The sequence below is a fragment of the Bradyrhizobium nitroreducens genome (assembly GCF_002776695.1).
Lineage (GTDB): Bacteria > Pseudomonadota > Alphaproteobacteria > Rhizobiales > Xanthobacteraceae > Bradyrhizobium > Bradyrhizobium nitroreducens.
Window position 1 is genome coordinate 5,228,741 of record NZ_LFJC01000003.1, and the last position, 16,708, is coordinate 5,245,448.

The 16,708-nt window shown below is 64.4% G+C and carries 16 protein-coding genes; 14 read left to right on the forward strand and 2 right to left on the reverse strand.

Annotation, left to right across the window (positions count from 1 at the left end):
• The first annotated feature begins 224 nt into the window (after positions 1-224).
• The 9 genes from TSA1_RS25385 (at position 225) to TSA1_RS25430 (ending at position 9,845) form a co-directional block, all read left to right on the forward strand.
• Positions 225-1,010 carry a CoA transferase subunit A gene (locus TSA1_RS25385; RefSeq protein ID WP_210421902.1) on the forward strand — a complete coding sequence of 262 codons (786 nt, stop codon included), beginning with the start codon at positions 225-227 and terminating at the stop codon, positions 1,008-1,010.
• Positions 1,010-1,768: a CoA transferase gene (locus tag TSA1_RS25390; RefSeq protein ID WP_100178713.1), complete on the forward strand. Its 759-nt coding sequence runs from the start codon at positions 1,010-1,012 to the stop codon at positions 1,766-1,768. Before TSA1_RS25385 ends, TSA1_RS25390 begins: the two co-directional genes overlap by 1 nt.
• A complete protein-coding gene (locus TSA1_RS25395) occupies positions 1,765-4,077 on the forward strand; it encodes a molybdopterin-dependent oxidoreductase (RefSeq protein WP_100178714.1) in 2,313 nt (770 codons plus the stop codon). The genes TSA1_RS25390 and TSA1_RS25395 overlap by 4 nt, the downstream gene beginning before the upstream one ends.
• 14 nt (positions 4,078-4,091) lie before the next feature.
• Positions 4,092-4,661 (forward strand): peroxidase-related enzyme, encoded by a 570-nt coding sequence (locus TSA1_RS25400; protein WP_100178715.1) that lies wholly within the window; start codon positions 4,092-4,094, stop codon positions 4,659-4,661.
• 21 nt (positions 4,662-4,682) lie between these two features.
• Positions 4,683-5,447, forward strand: coding sequence for a hotdog family protein (locus tag TSA1_RS25405; protein WP_100178716.1), 765 nt, complete (start codon positions 4,683-4,685; stop codon positions 5,445-5,447).
• A 19-nt stretch (positions 5,448-5,466) separates the two neighbouring features.
• Positions 5,467-6,159: a class II aldolase/adducin family protein gene (locus tag TSA1_RS25410; RefSeq protein ID WP_100178717.1), complete on the forward strand. Its 693-nt coding sequence runs from the start codon at positions 5,467-5,469 to the stop codon at positions 6,157-6,159.
• Between the two features lie 32 nt (positions 6,160-6,191).
• Entirely contained in the window at positions 6,192-7,154 is a 963-nt protein-coding gene (locus TSA1_RS25415; protein ID WP_100178718.1) for a carbohydrate kinase family protein, read from the forward strand.
• A 51-nt stretch (positions 7,155-7,205) separates the two neighbouring features.
• The gene (locus TSA1_RS25420) at positions 7,206-7,952 is read left to right on the forward strand and encodes an SDR family NAD(P)-dependent oxidoreductase (protein ID WP_100178719.1); all 747 of its coding nucleotides are present in this window, start codon (positions 7,206-7,208) and stop codon (positions 7,950-7,952) included.
• A 612-nt stretch (positions 7,953-8,564) separates the two neighbouring features.
• Positions 8,565-9,845 (forward strand): family 4 glycosyl hydrolase, encoded by a 1,281-nt coding sequence (locus tag TSA1_RS25430; protein WP_100181335.1) that lies wholly within the window; start codon positions 8,565-8,567, stop codon positions 9,843-9,845.
• 8 nt (positions 9,846-9,853) lie between these two features.
• Here the strand turns inward: TSA1_RS25430 and TSA1_RS38990 are convergent, their stop codons facing one another.
• Positions 9,854-10,057 (reverse strand): hypothetical protein, encoded by a 204-nt coding sequence (locus tag TSA1_RS38990; protein WP_145984366.1) that lies wholly within the window; start codon positions 10,055-10,057, stop codon positions 9,854-9,856.
• Entirely contained in the window at positions 10,054-10,362 is a 309-nt protein-coding gene (locus tag TSA1_RS25435) for a hypothetical protein (RefSeq protein WP_100178720.1), read from the reverse strand. Before TSA1_RS25435 ends, TSA1_RS38990 begins: the two co-directional genes overlap by 4 nt.
• A 101-nt stretch (positions 10,363-10,463) precedes the next feature.
• On the opposite strand from TSA1_RS25435, the gene TSA1_RS25440 reads away from it, so the two are divergent.
• The 5 genes from TSA1_RS25440 (at position 10,464) to TSA1_RS25460 (ending at position 16,678) form a co-directional block, all read left to right on the forward strand.
• Positions 10,464-11,129, forward strand: coding sequence for a phosphoribosyltransferase (locus tag TSA1_RS25440; RefSeq protein ID WP_100178721.1), 666 nt, complete (start codon positions 10,464-10,466; stop codon positions 11,127-11,129).
• Positions 11,130-11,155: 26 nt separating this feature from the next.
• Complete coding sequence (locus tag TSA1_RS25445) at positions 11,156-11,470, forward strand: hypothetical protein (protein WP_100178722.1); 315 nt, start codon at positions 11,156-11,158, stop codon at positions 11,468-11,470.
• Positions 11,471-11,837: 367 nt separating this feature from the next.
• A complete protein-coding gene (locus tag TSA1_RS25450; protein ID WP_100178723.1) occupies positions 11,838-14,027 on the forward strand; it encodes a type I secretion system permease/ATPase in 2,190 nt (729 codons plus the stop codon).
• Positions 14,024-15,487 (forward strand): HlyD family type I secretion periplasmic adaptor subunit, encoded by a 1,464-nt coding sequence (locus TSA1_RS25455; RefSeq protein WP_100178724.1) that lies wholly within the window; start codon positions 14,024-14,026, stop codon positions 15,485-15,487. The genes TSA1_RS25450 and TSA1_RS25455 overlap by 4 nt, the downstream gene beginning before the upstream one ends.
• A gap of 573 nt (positions 15,488-16,060) precedes the next feature.
• Positions 16,061-16,678 carry a toxin-activating lysine-acyltransferase gene (locus TSA1_RS25460; protein ID WP_100178725.1) on the forward strand — a complete coding sequence of 206 codons (618 nt, stop codon included), beginning with the start codon at positions 16,061-16,063 and terminating at the stop codon, positions 16,676-16,678.
• The last annotated feature ends 30 nt before the right edge of the window (positions 16,679-16,708 follow it).

Here is a 16,708-nt window from a genome sequence, read left to right on the forward strand (position 1 = left end):
ATTGTTGGCGCAGCGCGCGCACTTGTCAAGTCGCGCCGTTCAGCCGCGACGAAGCCGCGCGCGCTGCGATCGTGTGTGCAAGCGACATCCCCTGCAAACAAAGGCCTATCCGGTGAAGCGAGATTGACAGTCGCGTTCAAATCCGTCTAACATTTATTTGGAATAGTGTTCTACAATATAGAACAATCTTTGGGAGGATGGTGGTGTTGAGCGAGCCTCGCGCAATGGCGAAGCACATCGAGCCGGGCATGCGCGTGGCGCTGCCGGTGGATTACGCCGGCGTCTCCATGGCCATGACGCGGCCGATCATCGAGCATGGCGCGGGCGATCTCGATCTCGTGTGCGTGCCGACCGGCGGATTGCAGGTCGACCAGCTCGTCGGCGCGGGTCTGGTCCGCTCGGTCGAGACCAGCGCCGTCTCGCTGGGCGAAGCGGGTGGCGCCCCCCGGTTCAACGCTGCCGTCAAGGAAGGCGCGATCCGATTGAAGGACGCGACGTGTCCCGCCATCCATGCCGGACTGATGGCTGCCCAGAAGGGCAGCCCCTTCATGCCGCTGCGGGGGCTGATCGGAACGGATCTGCTCCGTCATCGCGACGACTGGCGCGTCGTCGACAATCCGCTGGCGGACGGCGGCGATCCGATTGTGCTGATTCCCGCAATCAAGCCCGACGTCACGATATTCCACGTGCCGATGGCCGATCGCTTCGGCAATGTCTGGATCGGACGGCGGCGCGAGCTTGCCGCAATGGCTTACGCTTCCCAGCTCGTTCTCGTCACGGTGGAGCGCATCGTCGAGGAGAATCTGCTTGCGGACGAGATGACCGCTGCCGGCGTGCTCCCCGCGCTCTACGTCACGGCGGTGGCGCTTGCTCCGAAGGGGGCGTGGCCCTATGGCCTGTGGGGCGAGTATCCGACCGACAGCGCGGAGATCGCGCGCTACGCGAAGGCCGCGCGAACGGCTGACGGTTTCGCCGCCTATATGGGCCAGGCGCAGATGGAGTCAGCGTGATGGCCGAGGTTCTCCCTCGCGAAGTGCTGATCTGCACGATCGCGCGGCTGCTCGATGGCGTGAGGCATGTCGCGGTCGGCGCCTCGTCTCCGATTCCCGCCGCCGGCGCGATGCTGCTGCGTGCAATGAAGGAAGCGGAGGGCGCGGTCGGCCCACGCATCTCCATCCTCGGCTCCGTCGAGCATAATTTCTTCACCAACGGTTCGGCGGAACTGTTCGATTGCGCGGGTCAAGGTCGGATCGATGCGTTCTTCCTCGGCGGTGGCCAGATCGACGGTTTCGGCAACGTGAATCTCGTCGGCGCCGGCGACTATCCGCGATCGAGCGTGCGCTGGCCCGGTTCGTTCGGGTCGGCCTATCTCTATTTCGTCGTACCGCGCGTCATCCTGTTCCGCGAGGAGCATACGCCGCGTGTTTTCGTCGAGAAGGTGGACTTCATCAGTGCCCCCGGTGTCAGTCCGGACGGGGTGTTCCGGAGTGGCGGTCCTATCGCCCTGCTGACCGGCAAAGCCCTCTTCCGCTTCGACAAGACGCGGCCGGGCTTCGAGCTGGAGAGTGTCCATCCCGGGCATGATCTCGCGGAGATCAAAGAGGCGACCGGCTTCCGGTTCGCCCATGACGCCGAGCCGCGGCAGACCGCGCTGCCCGGTCGAGCGACACTCGACCTGCTCCGTGGCCGCGTGTTCGACGAACTCGCTGAGACCTATCCCGAATTCGCCGCGCAGATGCGGCGCGAGCTTGGGACGGTTGACGCATGAGTGAGGTCAAGCGGGTCCCGCATTGCAGCCATTGGGGTGCGTACACGATCCTCGTCGAGGATGATCGCATCGTGGGCGTCGAGCCGTTCGAGCACGATCCGGCTCCTTCCCCGATCATCCATTCGGTTGCCGAATGGGCCAACCCGGAGCGCCGCGTGCTGCGACCGATGGTCCGATCCGGCTGGCTGGACAAGCGCGAGAAGAGCGATCGCCGGGGCCGCGGCCGGGAGAAGTTCGTGCAGGTCAGCTGGGACGAGGCAACGACGCTGGTCGCGGATGAAGTGCGCCGCGTGGCCGGCACCTTCGGCAACGCGTCGATATTCGCCGGCTCCTACGGTTGGACCAACTCGGGCCGCCTGCACCATGCCTCGTCGCTTCTGAAGCGCATGCTCAATCTGGTTGGCGGCTTCACCAGGCACGTCGACACCTATTCCATCGCGGCAGGTCCCGTGATCCTGCGCCACACGCTGGGCAGCGACGATGCGTGCGGCGGCCGCGCCAATACGCTCGACACGATTGCGCAGCACACCGAGACGCTGGTGGTGTTCGGCGCGCTCTCGCCTCGAACCGCGCAAAACGAGGCCGGCGGAATCGGCAGCCACCGGCTTGAAACCTATCTCAGGAAAATCGTCGCGCGCGGCGTCAAGGTCATTCATGTCTCGCCGCTGAAGGACGATCTGCCCGACTGGGTCAATGCCGAATGGTGGCCGATCCGCCCGAACACCGACACTGCGCTGATGCTCGGCCTTGCCGGCGAGATCGTGAAAGCGGGCCGGCACGACAGGGATTTCCTGGCGCGCTGCACCAGCGGCGCGGATCGCCTGCTTCGCTATCTCGAAGGCCATGCCGATGGCGTGCGCAAGGACGCCGCGTGGGCCGCCGGCATCTGCGGGCTCGATGCGAGCCAGATTGCTGAGGTCGCAAGGCGCCTGGTCGACACGCGCAGCATGCTGACGGTGAGCTGGAGTCTGCAGCGCGCTCATCACGGCGAGCAGCCGTTTTGGGCGGCGCTCGGACTTGCATCGGTCGTCGGCCAGATCGGATTGCCGGGCGGCGGCGTCGGCTACGGCTACGCCTCCCTGGGGGGCGTGGGAGCGCCGCTCAACCTGGCCCGGTCTCCGGCCATCTCGCAACTGACCAGACCGATCGACAGCTTCATCCCGGTGGCGCGGATCACCGATATGCTGCTCAATCCCGGCCGGCCATTCAGCTATGAAGGCGAGATCCGCACCTATCCGGATACGAAGCTGGTCTACTGGGCGGGCGGCAATCCTTATCACCATCATCAGGATCTCAATCGCCTGTCGGAGGCCTGGACGAAGCCCGAGACGATCATCGTGCAGGATCCGATGTTCACGGCGACAGCCCAGCGCGCGGACATCGTGCTGCCGGCAACCACGTCGATCGAGCGCAACGATCTTGCCGGCAACAGACGCTCCGACTTCGTTCTGGCGATGAAGCAGGCAATCGAGCCGCTGGGCGAATCCCGCTCCGACTTCGAGATCTTCAACGCCATTGCAGGCAAGCTCGGAGTGGCCGATCGCTTCAACGAAGGCCGCGACGAGATGGGCTGGGTCCGGCATCTCTATGAGGCCTGCCGCAGCGACGCCTCGGAGCGCTTCGATTTCGCGATGCCTGATTTCGACGCGTTCTGGGAAGCCGGCTATGCCCGCTGCCCGGTCAAAGCCGAGCAGACGTTCCTCGCCGACTTCCGCAACGAGCCGGAGGCCCATGCGCTGAGGACCGAAAGTGGAAAGATTGTGCTTGGCAGCGAGACTCTGGCCAGGCTGGACTATGCCGATTGTCGCTCGCATCCGGCGTGGATCGAGCCGGCTGAATGGCTCGGCAACGCCGCCGATGCCGGCCAGATGCACCTCATCTCGCACCAGCCGGTCGGCCGTCTTCACAGCCAGCTCGAAACCGGCGCATCGAGCAGGGCCATGAAGCGCAACGGCCGTGAACGGGCTCACCTGCATCCCGGCGACGCGGCTGCTCTCGGCATCGCCGACGGCCAGACGATCCGTATCTGGAACGGCCGCGGGGAGTGCCTTGCGACGGCCGAGGTTACCGACAAGGTTCGCCGGAGCGTGCTGGTGCTCCCGACCGGCGCCTGGTTCACGCCGACCGGCAATAGCGGCCTCGAGGTTGCCGGCAATCCGAACGTGCTCACGCTCGACATCGGCACGTCTCAATTCGGCCAGGGCTGCTCGGCCCACACCTGCCTCGTGCGGGTCGAGCCCCACGCCGACGATCGGCGCGATGCGTTCGAGGCCTATCAGGAAACGCTCGTCGCGCTCGCGGCTGTCTAACAGGAGCTTGGAACATGTTTGCGTCTGCCATCAGCCGCTTTCCCGTCCCCGCCATCGCAACGCTCCCCGAGGATATCCGCTCCCGCATTGAGGCGGTTCAGGAGAAGTCCGGCTTCGTCCCCAACGTCTTCCTGACGCTCGCGCATCGTCCGGACGAGTTTCGGGCGTTCTTCGCCTATCACGACGCCCTCATGGACAAGCCCGGTCATATAACCAAGGCCGAACGCGAGATGATCGTCGTGGCGACAAGTTGTGCCAATCAATGCCAGTATTGCGTGGTGGCGCATGGCGCCATCTTGCGCATACGGGCGAAGAACCCGCAGATCGCGGACCAGATCGCTGTCAACTATCGCAAGGCCGATATCACGGCGCGGCAAAGGGCGATGCTTGATTTCGCGATGAAGGTCTCGGCGCGCGCCTATGAGGTGGACGACGCCGACATCGAGGATCTCGAAGGACACGGATTCACGGAGGAGGACGTCTGGGACATTGCCGCGATCGCCGCATTCTTCGGCATGTCGAACCGCCTCGCCAATGTCGCCAGCATGCGTCCGAACGACGAGTTCTTCGCGATGGGCCGCTGAACGCCTCGGACGAAGACTGCAATGGTATCGCTTGTCATCGACAGACGCTTCCGGGGACCGCCGAACTCCGGCAACGGAGGCTATGTATGCGGATGTCTCGCAAGGCACGTCGCGGGAGACGCCGAAGTCACGTTGCGTGCGCCGCCGCCGCTGGAGCGGCCGCTCGACGTCCTGACGGGGGCCGACGGCGGGATCGAGTTGCGCGAGAACGACAGGCTGCTCGCGACCGCGTCCGCAACGAGGATAGACGCTCGGGATATTCCCGAGGTGAGCTACGAGGCGGCGGAAGAAGCCGTCGCCAGAACACCCTACGACGAGCAAACTCACGACCTGCCGACATGCTTCGTCTGTGGCCCCGCGCGCGGCCACGGCGATGGTCTGCGCATCTTCGCAGGTCCGCTGCGGGCGAGAGCAGTCCCGGGCAAGCCCGTGGTGTTTGCGGCGTCCTGGATACCTCACGGCAGCCTGTCCGGCGACGATGGCCATGTCGCGCCCGAATTCGTCTGGGCCGCTCTCGACTGTCCGACCGGCTATTGCAGCGTGGGCGCCCGTCACCTGGGATTGAAGGGCGACGAAACGGCCCTGCTCGGACGCATGGCGGCGCGGGTCGATCGCCGGCCACGCCCCGGCGATCGTTGTGTGGTGGCGGCTTGGCCGACCGGGCGGGAGGGCCGCAAGCTCTTTGCAGAGAGCGCCTTGCTGAGTTCGGACCAGGAAGTGTTGGCGATCGCACGAACCACGTGGCTGCTGGTCGACCGGCAGGTCCAGCGCGGCGCAATCGCATGAACGAGAGTGGGAGCAGCACATGACCAGACGCGAAGCAGAGCTGGAGCTTCGTCAGTCCATCATCGACGCCTGTCGCGAGATGGCGGCGCAAGGCATCAACCAGGGGACGTCCGGAAATATCAGCGTCCGAACCGGCGACGGTATCCTGCTCACGCCGTCCGGCCTTCCATACGACCGCATGAAGCCCGAGGACATCGTGGCCATGAAGTGGGATGGCTCATGGACCGCGCCGGCCGGCAACGTCCCGTCGACGGAATGGCGCTTTCACCTCGACATCCTGAGATCGAAGCCGGAGGTCGGCGCCGTCGTTCACGCCCATCCGATCTTCTGCACCATCATCGCGATCATGAATCGTTCGATCCCTGCGATTCATTACATGATCGCCGCAGCTGGCGGCAACGACATCCCCTGCGCGCCCTATGCGCAATACGGCACGGCCGAGCTGTCGCAGGCGGCCCTGGACGCGCTTCGCTTTCGCCGCGCCTGCTTGCTCGCACATCACGGGCTGATCTCCATCGGTCCCAACCTGCGCAAGGCCATGTGGCTTGCGGTGGAGGTCGAGGTGCTCGCCAAGCAGTATCACGGCTGTCTTCAGCTTGGCTCTCCTCCGCTGCTGCCGGACGAGGAAATCGACAGCATCCTGAAGCGATGGGGACAGTACGGCCTGCGCGATAACGACCGCATGCCCGAGATTCCCCAGCGGTCGAGCTAAATCACGATCAAACCACTGTCCTGCGAGAAATCATGGCTCACTCTCACGACGTCAGCGTCTGCGGCACTTATATTCTGGATATTCTGGGGGTCCCGGTCACCGAGATTCCGCCCGGTGGCGGCCGCTTGCTGATCGAGGAAATTCGGCTCGCAGTCGCCGGCACTGCCGGCGGAACGGTCGTCCCTTGCGCGCGTCTCGGTCTGAAGGCGCTCGCGGTCGGCGCCGTCGGCTCCGACGAGAAGGCCGACTGGATGCTGAATGCGCTGGAGCGGGAAGGCATCGACATCTCCCTCATGGAGCGGATGGCCGGCAGTCCGACCTCGGCCACGATCCTGCCGATCCGGCCCGACGGATCGCGTCCGGTCATGCACGCAAGGGGTGCGTCCGCCCGCTGGCGGATCGCGCCCGAAACGCAAGTGGCCGCCTGCCGGAGCAAGATTCTGCATCTCGGCGGGGTTGGCTCCCTGCTTGCGATGGACGGAGCGCCATCCGTTGCCTTGCTGCGGGACGCAAAAGCGGCCGGCTGCACGACGACGCTCGATCTGATCCAGGCGCGAGGCGAAACGCTGGCGCTGGTCGAGCCGCTATTGCCTTACGTCGACTTCTTCATGCCGAGCATCGACGAGACCAATGCCATGGTCGGGACCGATGATCCCGCCGCGTGCGCGCGGTTCTTCATCGAGAGGGGAGCGGGGGCCTGCGCCATCTCTCTCGGCGCGGATGGCTCTTTCGTGATGACACGTGACGGACGTCAATTCACGGTGCCGGCTTTCGAGGTCGCGGTCCGCGATACCTCCGGATGCGGCGATTCCTACACGGGCGGTTTCATCGCCGGTCTCGCGCGCAACTGGGACCTGCTCGACTGCGCCAAGCTCGCGACCGCGACGGCCGCGATCGTCGCGACGGGCCTGGGCTCGGGCGCCAATCTCGTGTCGTTCGACGAGACCGTGAAAGCCATGAACAGCCTCCCGGTCCGCAAGCCCGCTCGCGTCTGATCCATTCACACCTCAAGAAACATTCATCCGAACACCAGGGGAGAACGCAACATGGCCCGACATGCGATCGTGACCGGAGCAAGCCGCGGAATTGGTCGCGCGATAGCGCTTGGTCTTGCCAGGCGCGGCTACGATCTCGCGCTGACTGACATCGCGGCCCAGGAGAAGGTCCTCCTCGAGACCGTTACGGAGGTCAAGGAGCTCGGCCGCCGCTGCATCCCGGTGCTGGGTGACGTCAGCGACGCCGCCGATTGCAGGCGAGCCGTGGCTGAGGCGGTCCGGGGGCTCGGGCACGTCGACGTCCTCGTCAACAATGCGGGAATACTCAGGCTGGCGACCATCGACGAATTGACCACCGAGACCTGGGATCAGACGTTCGCCGTCAACACGCGCGGCGTGTTCCAGATGACCCAGGCCTTGGTGCCGCACATGAAGGAGCGCAAATACGGGCGGATCGTCAACATCGCCTCGCTCGCGGCTCGAACGGGCGGTCCGGGACAGTCCCACTACGCCGCGTCGAAGTCGGCCGTGGTCGGCTTCACCCGGGTTTCGTCCATGGAGTTCGGAGGCTTCGGCATCACGGTCAATGCCGTATGCCCGGGCATCATCATGACGGAGATGGGGATGAACAATCTTCGCGATCCCGAGCGGGTCGCTTATTTCGAGAAGGTCACGGACCTGCACCGGCTCGGGCAGCCGGAGGACGTCGTCGGGCCCGTGGCGTTCTTCGCGTCTGATGATTCTGCGTTTGTGACCGGCCAGGCCCTCAACGTGGACGGAGGTATCTTCTACAGCTAGCAACGGCTCGATCGCCATAAGAAACTCGCTATCTTGCCGTTCCACTGCGTTGTTTCTGATCCGAAACTGGTACGGTTCGCGTGGTCTAGCAAGCGGCGGCCACTATCGGCTTGGCGTCAGACTTCGCGTTTCCCAGCTCCAGCTTGATCCCTGTCAACGCGAGGCCCGATGGCGACGGAATCTTTTCCGCCTGTTGAAGCGGACGAGGTTCGCGATGAGGTGCATTGTAACACTGAAAGACGGCAGCGCGATGGAACGGGCCATGGGGGCGCTGGCAAAATACCGGTATGCGGCCGGCGCGCTCCCGAGGGACATCCCCAGGAGTGGAAGTAGTGGCTTCTTGAAATCAACTCCGCTGAGGTCGAGGCTATCCGGGGCCATGTGCGTGATGGAGACATCGTCGACATCAAGCCGATCAATGGATCGGATGGCGCTGAATGGCACTGAGCGCAGGCTTTCCACATGGTCGATACGGCGCGGATTTGCTTGCCGGCGGTCATCGCCGCAGGTCAGCTGCCGGAAGCCTCCGCAATTGATCTTTCTCAACTTCGGATACGGCAGAGATGCAATTTTGAAGCACCGAAGCGTTCCGAACGAGACCGGGAAACAGTCATGTCTGCTGTGACCAAGATCGTGTTCTTAGGCGCGAGCAGCGCATCGTTTGGCATGAGCATGTTTCGGGACTTGTTCTCGACGCTGGATCTGACGGGTAGCCAACTGGTTCTTGTTGGCAGAGATGCCGAGCGGCTGGGCCGGTCCGAGCGCGTTGCGCGGCTGGTCAATGAGAGGACTGGGGCAGGGCTGAAGATCGAGTCGACGACGGACTGGCGTGCGGCGCTGGATGGTGCCAATTTTGTCGTTCATTCGACCGCGATTGACCGCAATCGGCTCTGGCGACTGGATTTCGAGATTCCCCGCAAGTATGGAATTCGCCACACGCTGGGGGAAAATGGTGGACCAGGCGGCTTGTTCTTCACCCTGAGAACGCTGCCGGTTGTTTTCGATTTCGTTCGGGAGATGGAGCGTCGCTGCCCGGAGGCGTGGTTCATCAATTTCTCAAACCCGGAAAGTCGGATCGTCCTAGCGCTGGGGCAGCATACCAAGATCCGGAGCCTTGGTTTGTGCCACGGCATTTTCCTGGCTCGTGCGCAGGTGGCGTCGATCCTCGGCTTGCCTGAGGAGCGCGTGGACGTCTGGGGCGCCGGCCTGAACCACTTCCAGTGTCTCCTGCACATTCGCGATCGCGACACCGGCGCGGATCTCTATCCCCAGCTCAAAGAGAAGGAAAAGAGGCTTCAGGAGTCTGTTGCACCGCTGACCCGCAAGCTGCTGCGCGCCTTCGGCTACTGGTTAGGCTGCGGCGATAGTCATGTCGGCGAGTATTTCTCCTTCGGATGGGAGGGGGGAGAGGACGGCTACAACTTCGATTGGGACGACCGCGAACGCGCGAAGCTCCTGCAATTGATTGATGAAGTCCTTGCCGGTCGAGTCGCGATGCCGCCTTGGTGGTTGCAGCCCTCTGGTGAGCGGGCCGCGACGATCATTTGCTCTGTACTGCATGACCGGAAACAGCTGATCGAGTCGGGAGTGGTCTATAACCAGGGCGTGATTCCGAATCTGCCCGCCAACGCCGCGGTCGAGGTGCCTCTTGTTGCAGACGCGGCGGGTGTTCACCCCGTCTCCCTCGGACCGTTGCCAGATGCGGTGAGCAAGCTGATGGCCATCCAGGTCAACGTTCAACAGCTGGCCGTTGAGGCGGCTATGCAGGGCTCGAAGGAGCTTGCACTGCAGGCATTGCTGGTCGATCCCGTAATCAATTCCGAGGACGCGGCCCGAGGATTGCTCGAGGAATTGTGGGAGATCAACCGGCCCTACATTCGCAGATGTATCTGATGGCCAGCTCAAGATTCGTCTTCGACGAGCAAGCCGAATCGGATGCGACCATGGACGACATCGAGGCGATTTGGTCCATCGGCCCGCCGGGCGCTTCCCTTGCGCAACTTGGCCTCCAGCGTCTCGTCCTCGTCGAGCCTGCGCATCACGACGAGCCAGTCAGCACCGGACCGGAACCATCGATCGCGAACCCCCGAGGCACTTTCAGTCAAGGGTACGACGCCCGATAAACGTCGCGTGCAAGCCGGCGATTGAGATTGGCTTCCGCCATGCACGCCGTCCTTCGGCGCGCCAGGGTCGAAAAGTCGAGATAGGGAAGACGGACCGGCTTCTTGAGCTTGTACACCCTCGCGCCGTTCATGAAGACCCTGGACAGATGGCTCTCGCGTGCCTGGAGGCGACCAGGAGCGGGGGTGTAGGTCTCGGGGAGGCTCAGGAATGCCACCTTGCGAGGAAGGGCAGAGACGCTGTCGTTCTCGGCATCCCCGGTCGAAAGCTCGTTCTGGCGGTCCAGCATAGCGGCCTATTGCCAAACGAGCAGCGAGACGGTTTGACGTCGATCAACGATCCAGAGCGGCGACGCAATAGTCTGGCCGAAATTCAAGCGGGTCCGCCGATATGCTCTTTCAGGACAGGGAAGATGCCGGCCGTCAGCTGGCGAGAGCCTTGGTGAAGTACAGGAGCCGCCATCCGGTCATCCTGGCGCTGCCCCGCGGCGGCGTTCCGGTTGCGGCAGAGGTGGCCGAACGGTTGGAAGCGCCTCTCGACCTGGTTATTGTCCGCAAGATCGGCGTGCCGATGCAGCCCGAGCTTGCGATGGGAGCGGTGGTGGACGGGACGCAGCCGCTCATCGTCCGCAACCAGGACGTCATCGAACTGGCTGGCGTGAGTGAGGATGCATTCGACGCGGTCTGCAAGGAGGAGCTTGCTGAGATCGAGCGGCGGCGCGAACGTTATCTGGGCGATCGCGTCCGGTCCGAGATCAAAGGGCAGACCGCGATCATCGTCGATGATGGCATTGCGACGGGGGCGACGACGCTCGCAGCGATCCGGGCGCTGCGAAAGCGGGGGCCGAAAGAATTGGTTCTCGCCGTGCCGGTCGCGCCACTGGAATCGTTGCAGCGACTGCACGGGGAGGTCGACGCGATCGTCTGCCTGGATACACCACGGGACTTCGGCGCGATCGGTTACTACTACCGTGATTTTCTTCAGGTCGGCGACGAGGAGGTCATCGCAATCTTGAAGCGGTTCCCGGCCAGGAAGATGGCGACACCAGCCTCCTGATCCCCTGGGTTGCCCATGGATATGATATGTCGCCAAGTGCGCTCCTGACCGACCTGTACCAGCTGAACATGGTGCAGGCCTATCTGGAAGCGGGCCAGACCGAGACTACCGTCTTCGAGTTCTTCGTCCGCAAGCTGCGGTCCCAGCGGAATTTCCTCGTGGCGGCGGGGCTGGAGCAGGCGCTGGAGTATCTGCAAGGTCTGCGCTTTTCCGATGACGCCGTCGTGGCGGCCCGACTGCGCAATTTTGCACGCGGCCACGACTATGTCGCGAGCTTCGCCGACACGGCGATCCTGTTTCGAAAGCGGATCACGTCGAAGACGGTGAGCGCGTCGAGCTGACGAACCGGCGCCAGGACAGGCGCTGCGGCCGGGAAGAACCGCCGCCGTCCGGACAATGCCGGCCCGGTTGGACGACGACCCCGATCGCCTGTTCGCCTCCGTGCAACATGGTGCTTGCTGAAGAAACCCGAAGCGGATTGTCCGAAGCGCGCGGTCGATTGGCCCCGGGCGATCGACACAAGACCTTCGTCGGGAGCGACGAAGGGGGGCTTGGCTTGCCCATTGAACAACGTTAGATGTAAGCGATCGTGTAGTCCGTGGTTAAGTTGTTGTCTCGATCTGCTGTGCGAGTTGGGGGACCCGGCAAATCCTGCGTGGTTCCCGGTTGGGATCCCGGCCTGTTTCGGCCGGGTTTGAAGTTTGGGTCATGACCATTGCGATTGCGAAAGCGCCGGACGAGACCGCGGACACCACGAGCGGCAATGATCCTGAACTTTCGGCGTCGCTGCTTTCCTTCATTCTGGTCGCTAAATTCCTCGGTGTCCCCGCCGACGCCGGCCAGATCGCCCATGACCATGGCTCGCCGGGCGAGCGGTATCGGCTTGAGGATCTCGCCCGCATCGCCAAGCGCCTGAAGATCGTCGCCAAGGTGAAGCCCGCGGCGGCTGAAGCGCTTCACAAGGTTCCATTGCCTGCGCTCGCCGAATTGCAGGACGGCGAGGCCCTCGTTCTGCTCAAGGTCGATCAGCAGGAGGCCGGATCGCGCTTCCTGGTCCAGCGCGGCAATGGCGGGCGTCCCGAAGTGTGGACGGCGGAGGATTTCGGCGACCGGTATGCCGGGCGGCTGCTTCTCATGACGACGCGCGAGCTGATGGCAGGGGCGACGCGCCCCTTCGACATCAGCTGGTTCATTCCGGCGCTCGTGAAATACCGTGGGCCGCTTCGCGACGTGCTGATCGGGTCGTTCTTCCTGCAACTGATGGGGCTGATCTCGCCCATCTTCTTCCAGCTCGTCATCGACAAGGTGCTGGTCCATCAGTCGCTGACGACGCTCGACGTGCTGGCGATCGGGCTTTCGGCGGTGCTGATCTTCGAGACGGGCCTGTCGGCGCTGCGCAACTGGCTGTTTGCCCACACCACCAATCGCGTCGACAGCGAGCTCTCGGCGCAGCTGTTCCGGCACCTGCTCAACCTGCCGCTGTCCTATTTCGAGGCACGCCGCGTCGGTGACAGCGTGGCCCGCGTGCGCGAGCTCGATCGTATCAGGGAGTTCCTGACCTCGAATGCCGTCACCGTGGTGATCGATCTGTTCTTCACCATCGTGTTTTTCGGCGTCATGTATGCCTATAGTCCGCTCTTGACCCTGATCGTCACGCTGTCGATCCCGCTCTATGTGGCGATCTCGGTGATCGTGACGCCGCCGCTGCGTGCCCGTCTCGACGAAAAATTCAAGCGCGGCGCGGAGAACCAGTCCTTCCTGGTCGAAAGCGTCACCGGCATCGGCACGTTGAAGGCGATGGCGGTCGAGCCGCAGATGCGGGCGAAATGGGAGAAGCAGTTCGCGGGCTATACCAGCACCGGGTTTCAGGTCGCAACGCTCGCGAACTGGGGCAGCCATCTGATCCAGCTTGTCTCCAAGCTGACCACGGTCGCCATCCTGTTCTTCGGCGCGAAAGCGGTCATCGCCGGCGACCTCTCGGTCGGATCGCTGGTTGCCTTCAACATGCTCTCGGGGCGTGTCGCGCAGCCGATCCTGCGGCTGTCCCAGCTCTGGCAGGACTTTCAGCAGGTGCGCATCTCGGTCGACCGGCTCGGCGACGTCCTGAACGCGCCGGCCGAACCCGATCACAATCCCAACCGGGCGAGCCTTCCGCCGATCAAGGGCGCGGTGAGCTTCGATCGGGTTCGTTTCCGCTATCGCCCCGATGCGCCGGAAGCCTTGCGTGGCGTCACGCTCGCAATCGAGCCGGGCGAGATGATCGGCATCGTCGGCCCCTCCGGCTCGGGCAAGTCGACGCTGACCAAGCTCGTGCAGCGCCTCTACGTTCCCGAGCAGGGCAGGGTGCTGGTCGACGGCGTCGATCTCGCGCTGGTCGACCCGGCCTGGCTGCGCCGGCAGATCGGCGTCGTGCTGCAGGAGAACATCCTGTTCAACCGCTCGGTACGCGAGAACATCGCGCTGGCCGACACCACGATGCCGATGGAGCGGGTCATCGCCGCCGCTCAGCTCGCCGGCGCGCACGAGTTCATCCTCGGCCTTTCGCACGGCTACGACACGGTGATCGACGAGCGCGGCGGCAACCTTTCGGGCGGGCAGCGCCAGCGCATGGCGATCGCGCGGGCGCTGATCGGCAATCCCCGCATCCTGATCCTCGACGAGGCGACCAGCGCGCTCGACGCCGAGAGTGAGGAGATCATCCAGCACAATCTCGCCGGCATCGCCCGTGGCCGCACCGTCATCATCATCGCGCATCGCCTCTCCGCCGTGCGTCAGTGCGACCGCATCGTCACGGTCGAAGCCGGCGAGATCACCGAGACCGGCGATCACCAGACGCTGCTGCGCTCGGGCGGCCGCTATGCCCAGCTCTACACCAAGCAGATGGGGCGCTCGACGTGACGGCCTGGGTCGCCGAGCGCTTCCCGACCCTCGCCCGGCATTGGGCCGTGCTGCGGGCGAGCTGGACCATGCAGAACGAGGCCGACCGCAACCGGCGGCCGCGCTCTGACCACGAATTCCTGCCGGCTGCGCTCGAGATCATGGAGAAGCCGCCGAGCCCGGGCCTGCGCATGCTGCTGCTGATGACCTGCGGCTTTTTCACGGCCGCGCTGGTCTGGTCCGTCATCGGCACCGTCGACGTCGTCGCGGTGGCGAGCGGCAAGATCATCCCGTCGAGCAAGGTCAAGACCATCCAGCCGATGGAGATCGGCTCGGTGCGCGCCATCCATGTCGCCAACGGCCAGCACGTCGAGGAAGGGCAGCTCCTGGTCGAGCTCGATCCGACGCTCGCGACCGCCGACGAGGCGCAGGCGCGCCAGAACCTGCAGGCCTCCAGGCTGATCCAGGCGCGCAACGCAGCTCTCCTCGCTTATCTCGACGGCCGGCCGACCGGCTTCGTCGCCCCTGACGACGCGCCGGCGGCGATGGTTGCGGTGGAGGAGCAATATGTCCGCGCCAGCATCGCCGAATACGAGGCGCAGGTCGCCAGCCTGCAGCAGCAGATCGCGCAGCGCGCCGCCGAGCTGACCTCCGCCGAGGTCGAGATCAACAAGCTGCGCCTCACGCTCCCGCTCGTCGATCAATCGCTCGAGGCGCGCCGGCAGCTCACCGAGCAGGGCAATTTCGCGCGGCTGCGGCTGCTCGAATACGAGCAGCAGCGCATTGAGCACGTCCAGAACGTCGACGTGCAGCTCGCCAATGTGGCGCGGGCGCGCGCCGCAATGACGGCGCTCGAGGCCGAGATCCGCAAGCTGCGCGAGACCTTCGGCAAGACCGCCGTCACCGAGATGGTCCAGGCCCGTGACAAGGCGCAGCTCGCGGCCGAAGATCTGCGCAAGACCACGCGGCGGCGCGAGTTCCTGGCATTGCGCGCGCCCGTCGCCGGAACGGTGCAGCAGCTCGTGGTCGCGACGATCGGCGGGGTGGTGCAGCCGGCCCAGCCGCTGATGACCGTGGTTCCCGACGGCGCCGAGATCGAGGTCGAAGCCCAGGTCCTCAACAAGGACATCGGCTTCGTCCGCGAGGGCCAGCCGGTCCGCGTCAAGCTGGAGGCGTTTCCCTTCACCGATTACGGGCTGGTGCCGGGCATCGTCGAGAGCATCAGCCGCGATGCGATCGACCTGTCGCAATCGAACGGCCAGCCGCAGCGCGACGACAAGGGACGGCCGGTCCAGCCCGGCCTCGTCTACGCCGCGCGCATCCGCCTGTTGCAGACCAGCATCCGCATCCGCGACCGCCAGCAGATGCTCGGCCCCGGCCTCTCCGTGCAGGCCGAGATCAAGACCGGCGAGCGGCGCATCATCCAGTATCTGCTGTCGCCGATCACCCAGTCGCTGGATGAGGCCGGGAGGGAGCGGTGACCAAGCGAGCTTGCTGGATAATTGACATCATAGGCTCGTAGCCGACGCGCACGGCATGCGTCGAGCCATGGCAGCCAAGTCTCCGTCGCCGAATACAAATCGGCGACCGGCTCGTTTGCATGACGGCACGGTGACGCCGCAGTGTCGTTCGCGGCCGTTGCTCGCTTGCAGCGCGCCTTGCCGATGTGCGCTGAGCAGTCCGCCGCCAATCTCCTGAAACCGCGCCGAGTTCCATTCTCCGAAACTTCGATCGTTGCCGATCGCAACGGACGGACACATCGCGAAACATTTTTTTGGGCGTATCGCGATTTCGTCTTGAAGTTGTATGCGGGTTAACGTTCTATGAATGCCGAAGGAGGGCAGTGGGGCTGCTTCCGATTATCTGCGGCAGAACTATACATCCGCTCTCTCGTATTGCACTTTTGTGCAACCGGAGCGGGTAGTATGCAGATGACCGGTCTTTTTGCGTCGGCAGACACGCGGCCCTGACGGGGCTGCAGGCCGCCACGGCAGGCTCACTCCTCATGATCGCAATGCGCCCGTTGGGCGGATCGAAACTAGGGAGCGAGAGCCATGGCAAAGAGCGCGAACGAAACGGCGGCCGCCGCCAAGCCGGCATTGAACGGGATCAAGGGCGGGGCTGCGGCCGGGCCGACGGATGCGAAAGAGCGCGCGCTCGATCCGCAAGTGCTGGCGCAAATTGCCGCGTTCAAGATGCGGATCCAAGCCGGCGTCGGCGAGGTCGTCCTCGCCATGCTCAACCTGCCGCGCTACCGCAACCAGACCCTGGCCGACGTCATGCACCTCGTCGTCGAGCCGATGACGCGCGACCGCATCGCCATCGCCAAGGCCGGCGGCGAGGGCAAGGTCGAGGAGACCGCCGGCATCGCGATCTGGGCCAGCGTCTCCGACGAGGTCGACGCCAAGATCCGCGAGCAGATCCAGGCCCGCGTGTTTCCGGTCCGCCTCAAGGCCGAGGACTGGACCAGCGGCGAGACCACCTGGCTGCTCGACGTCATCGCCCCCTCGCAGAAAGTCGCCACCGCCGTGCTGGCGAATTTCAAGCAGGTGGTGAAGGACAAGCCCATCCGCATCCACCCGATCGTGAGCCAGCTGGTCGATCCGGAGGTGCTCGAGAAGATGAAGGTCAAGCCGGTCAGCGAAGCGCAGCCAAAGGAAGAGCGCAGCTGAGCCGATGGCCGCGCCGCTGAAATGCAGATG

Excerpts from the sequence above, each read along its gene's own strand:
- TSA1_RS25390 (WP_100178713.1), top strand. The coding sequence starts at position 1,010 with ATGGCCGAGGTTCTCCCTCGCGAAGTGCTGATCTGCACGATCGCGCGG.
- TSA1_RS25410 (WP_100178717.1), top strand. The coding sequence starts at position 5,467 with ATGACCAGACGCGAAGCAGAGCTGGAGCTTCGTCAGTCCATCATCGAC.
- TSA1_RS25400 (WP_100178715.1), top strand. The coding sequence starts at position 4,092 with ATGTTTGCGTCTGCCATCAGCCGCTTTCCCGTCCCCGCCATCGCAACG.
- TSA1_RS25395 (WP_100178714.1), top strand. The coding sequence starts at position 1,765 with ATGAGTGAGGTCAAGCGGGTCCCGCATTGCAGCCATTGGGGTGCGTAC.
- TSA1_RS25405 (WP_100178716.1), top strand. The coding sequence starts at position 4,683 with ATGGTATCGCTTGTCATCGACAGACGCTTCCGGGGACCGCCGAACTCC.
- TSA1_RS25440 (WP_100178721.1), top strand. The coding sequence starts at position 10,464 with ATGCTCTTTCAGGACAGGGAAGATGCCGGCCGTCAGCTGGCGAGAGCC.
- TSA1_RS25435 (WP_100178720.1), bottom strand. The coding sequence starts at position 10,362 with ATGCTGGACCGCCAGAACGAGCTTTCGACCGGGGATGCCGAGAACGAC.
- TSA1_RS25415 (WP_100178718.1), top strand. The coding sequence starts at position 6,192 with ATGGCTCACTCTCACGACGTCAGCGTCTGCGGCACTTATATTCTGGAT.
- TSA1_RS25385 (WP_210421902.1), top strand. The coding sequence starts at position 225 with ATGGCGAAGCACATCGAGCCGGGCATGCGCGTGGCGCTGCCGGTGGAT.
- TSA1_RS25430 (WP_100181335.1), top strand. The coding sequence starts at position 8,565 with ATGTCTGCTGTGACCAAGATCGTGTTCTTAGGCGCGAGCAGCGCATCG.
- TSA1_RS25450 (WP_100178723.1), top strand. The coding sequence starts at position 11,838 with ATGACCATTGCGATTGCGAAAGCGCCGGACGAGACCGCGGACACCACG.
- TSA1_RS25445 (WP_100178722.1), top strand. The coding sequence starts at position 11,156 with ATGTCGCCAAGTGCGCTCCTGACCGACCTGTACCAGCTGAACATGGTG.
- TSA1_RS25460 (WP_100178725.1), top strand. The coding sequence starts at position 16,061 with ATGGCAAAGAGCGCGAACGAAACGGCGGCCGCCGCCAAGCCGGCATTG.
- TSA1_RS25420 (WP_100178719.1), top strand. The coding sequence starts at position 7,206 with ATGGCCCGACATGCGATCGTGACCGGAGCAAGCCGCGGAATTGGTCGC.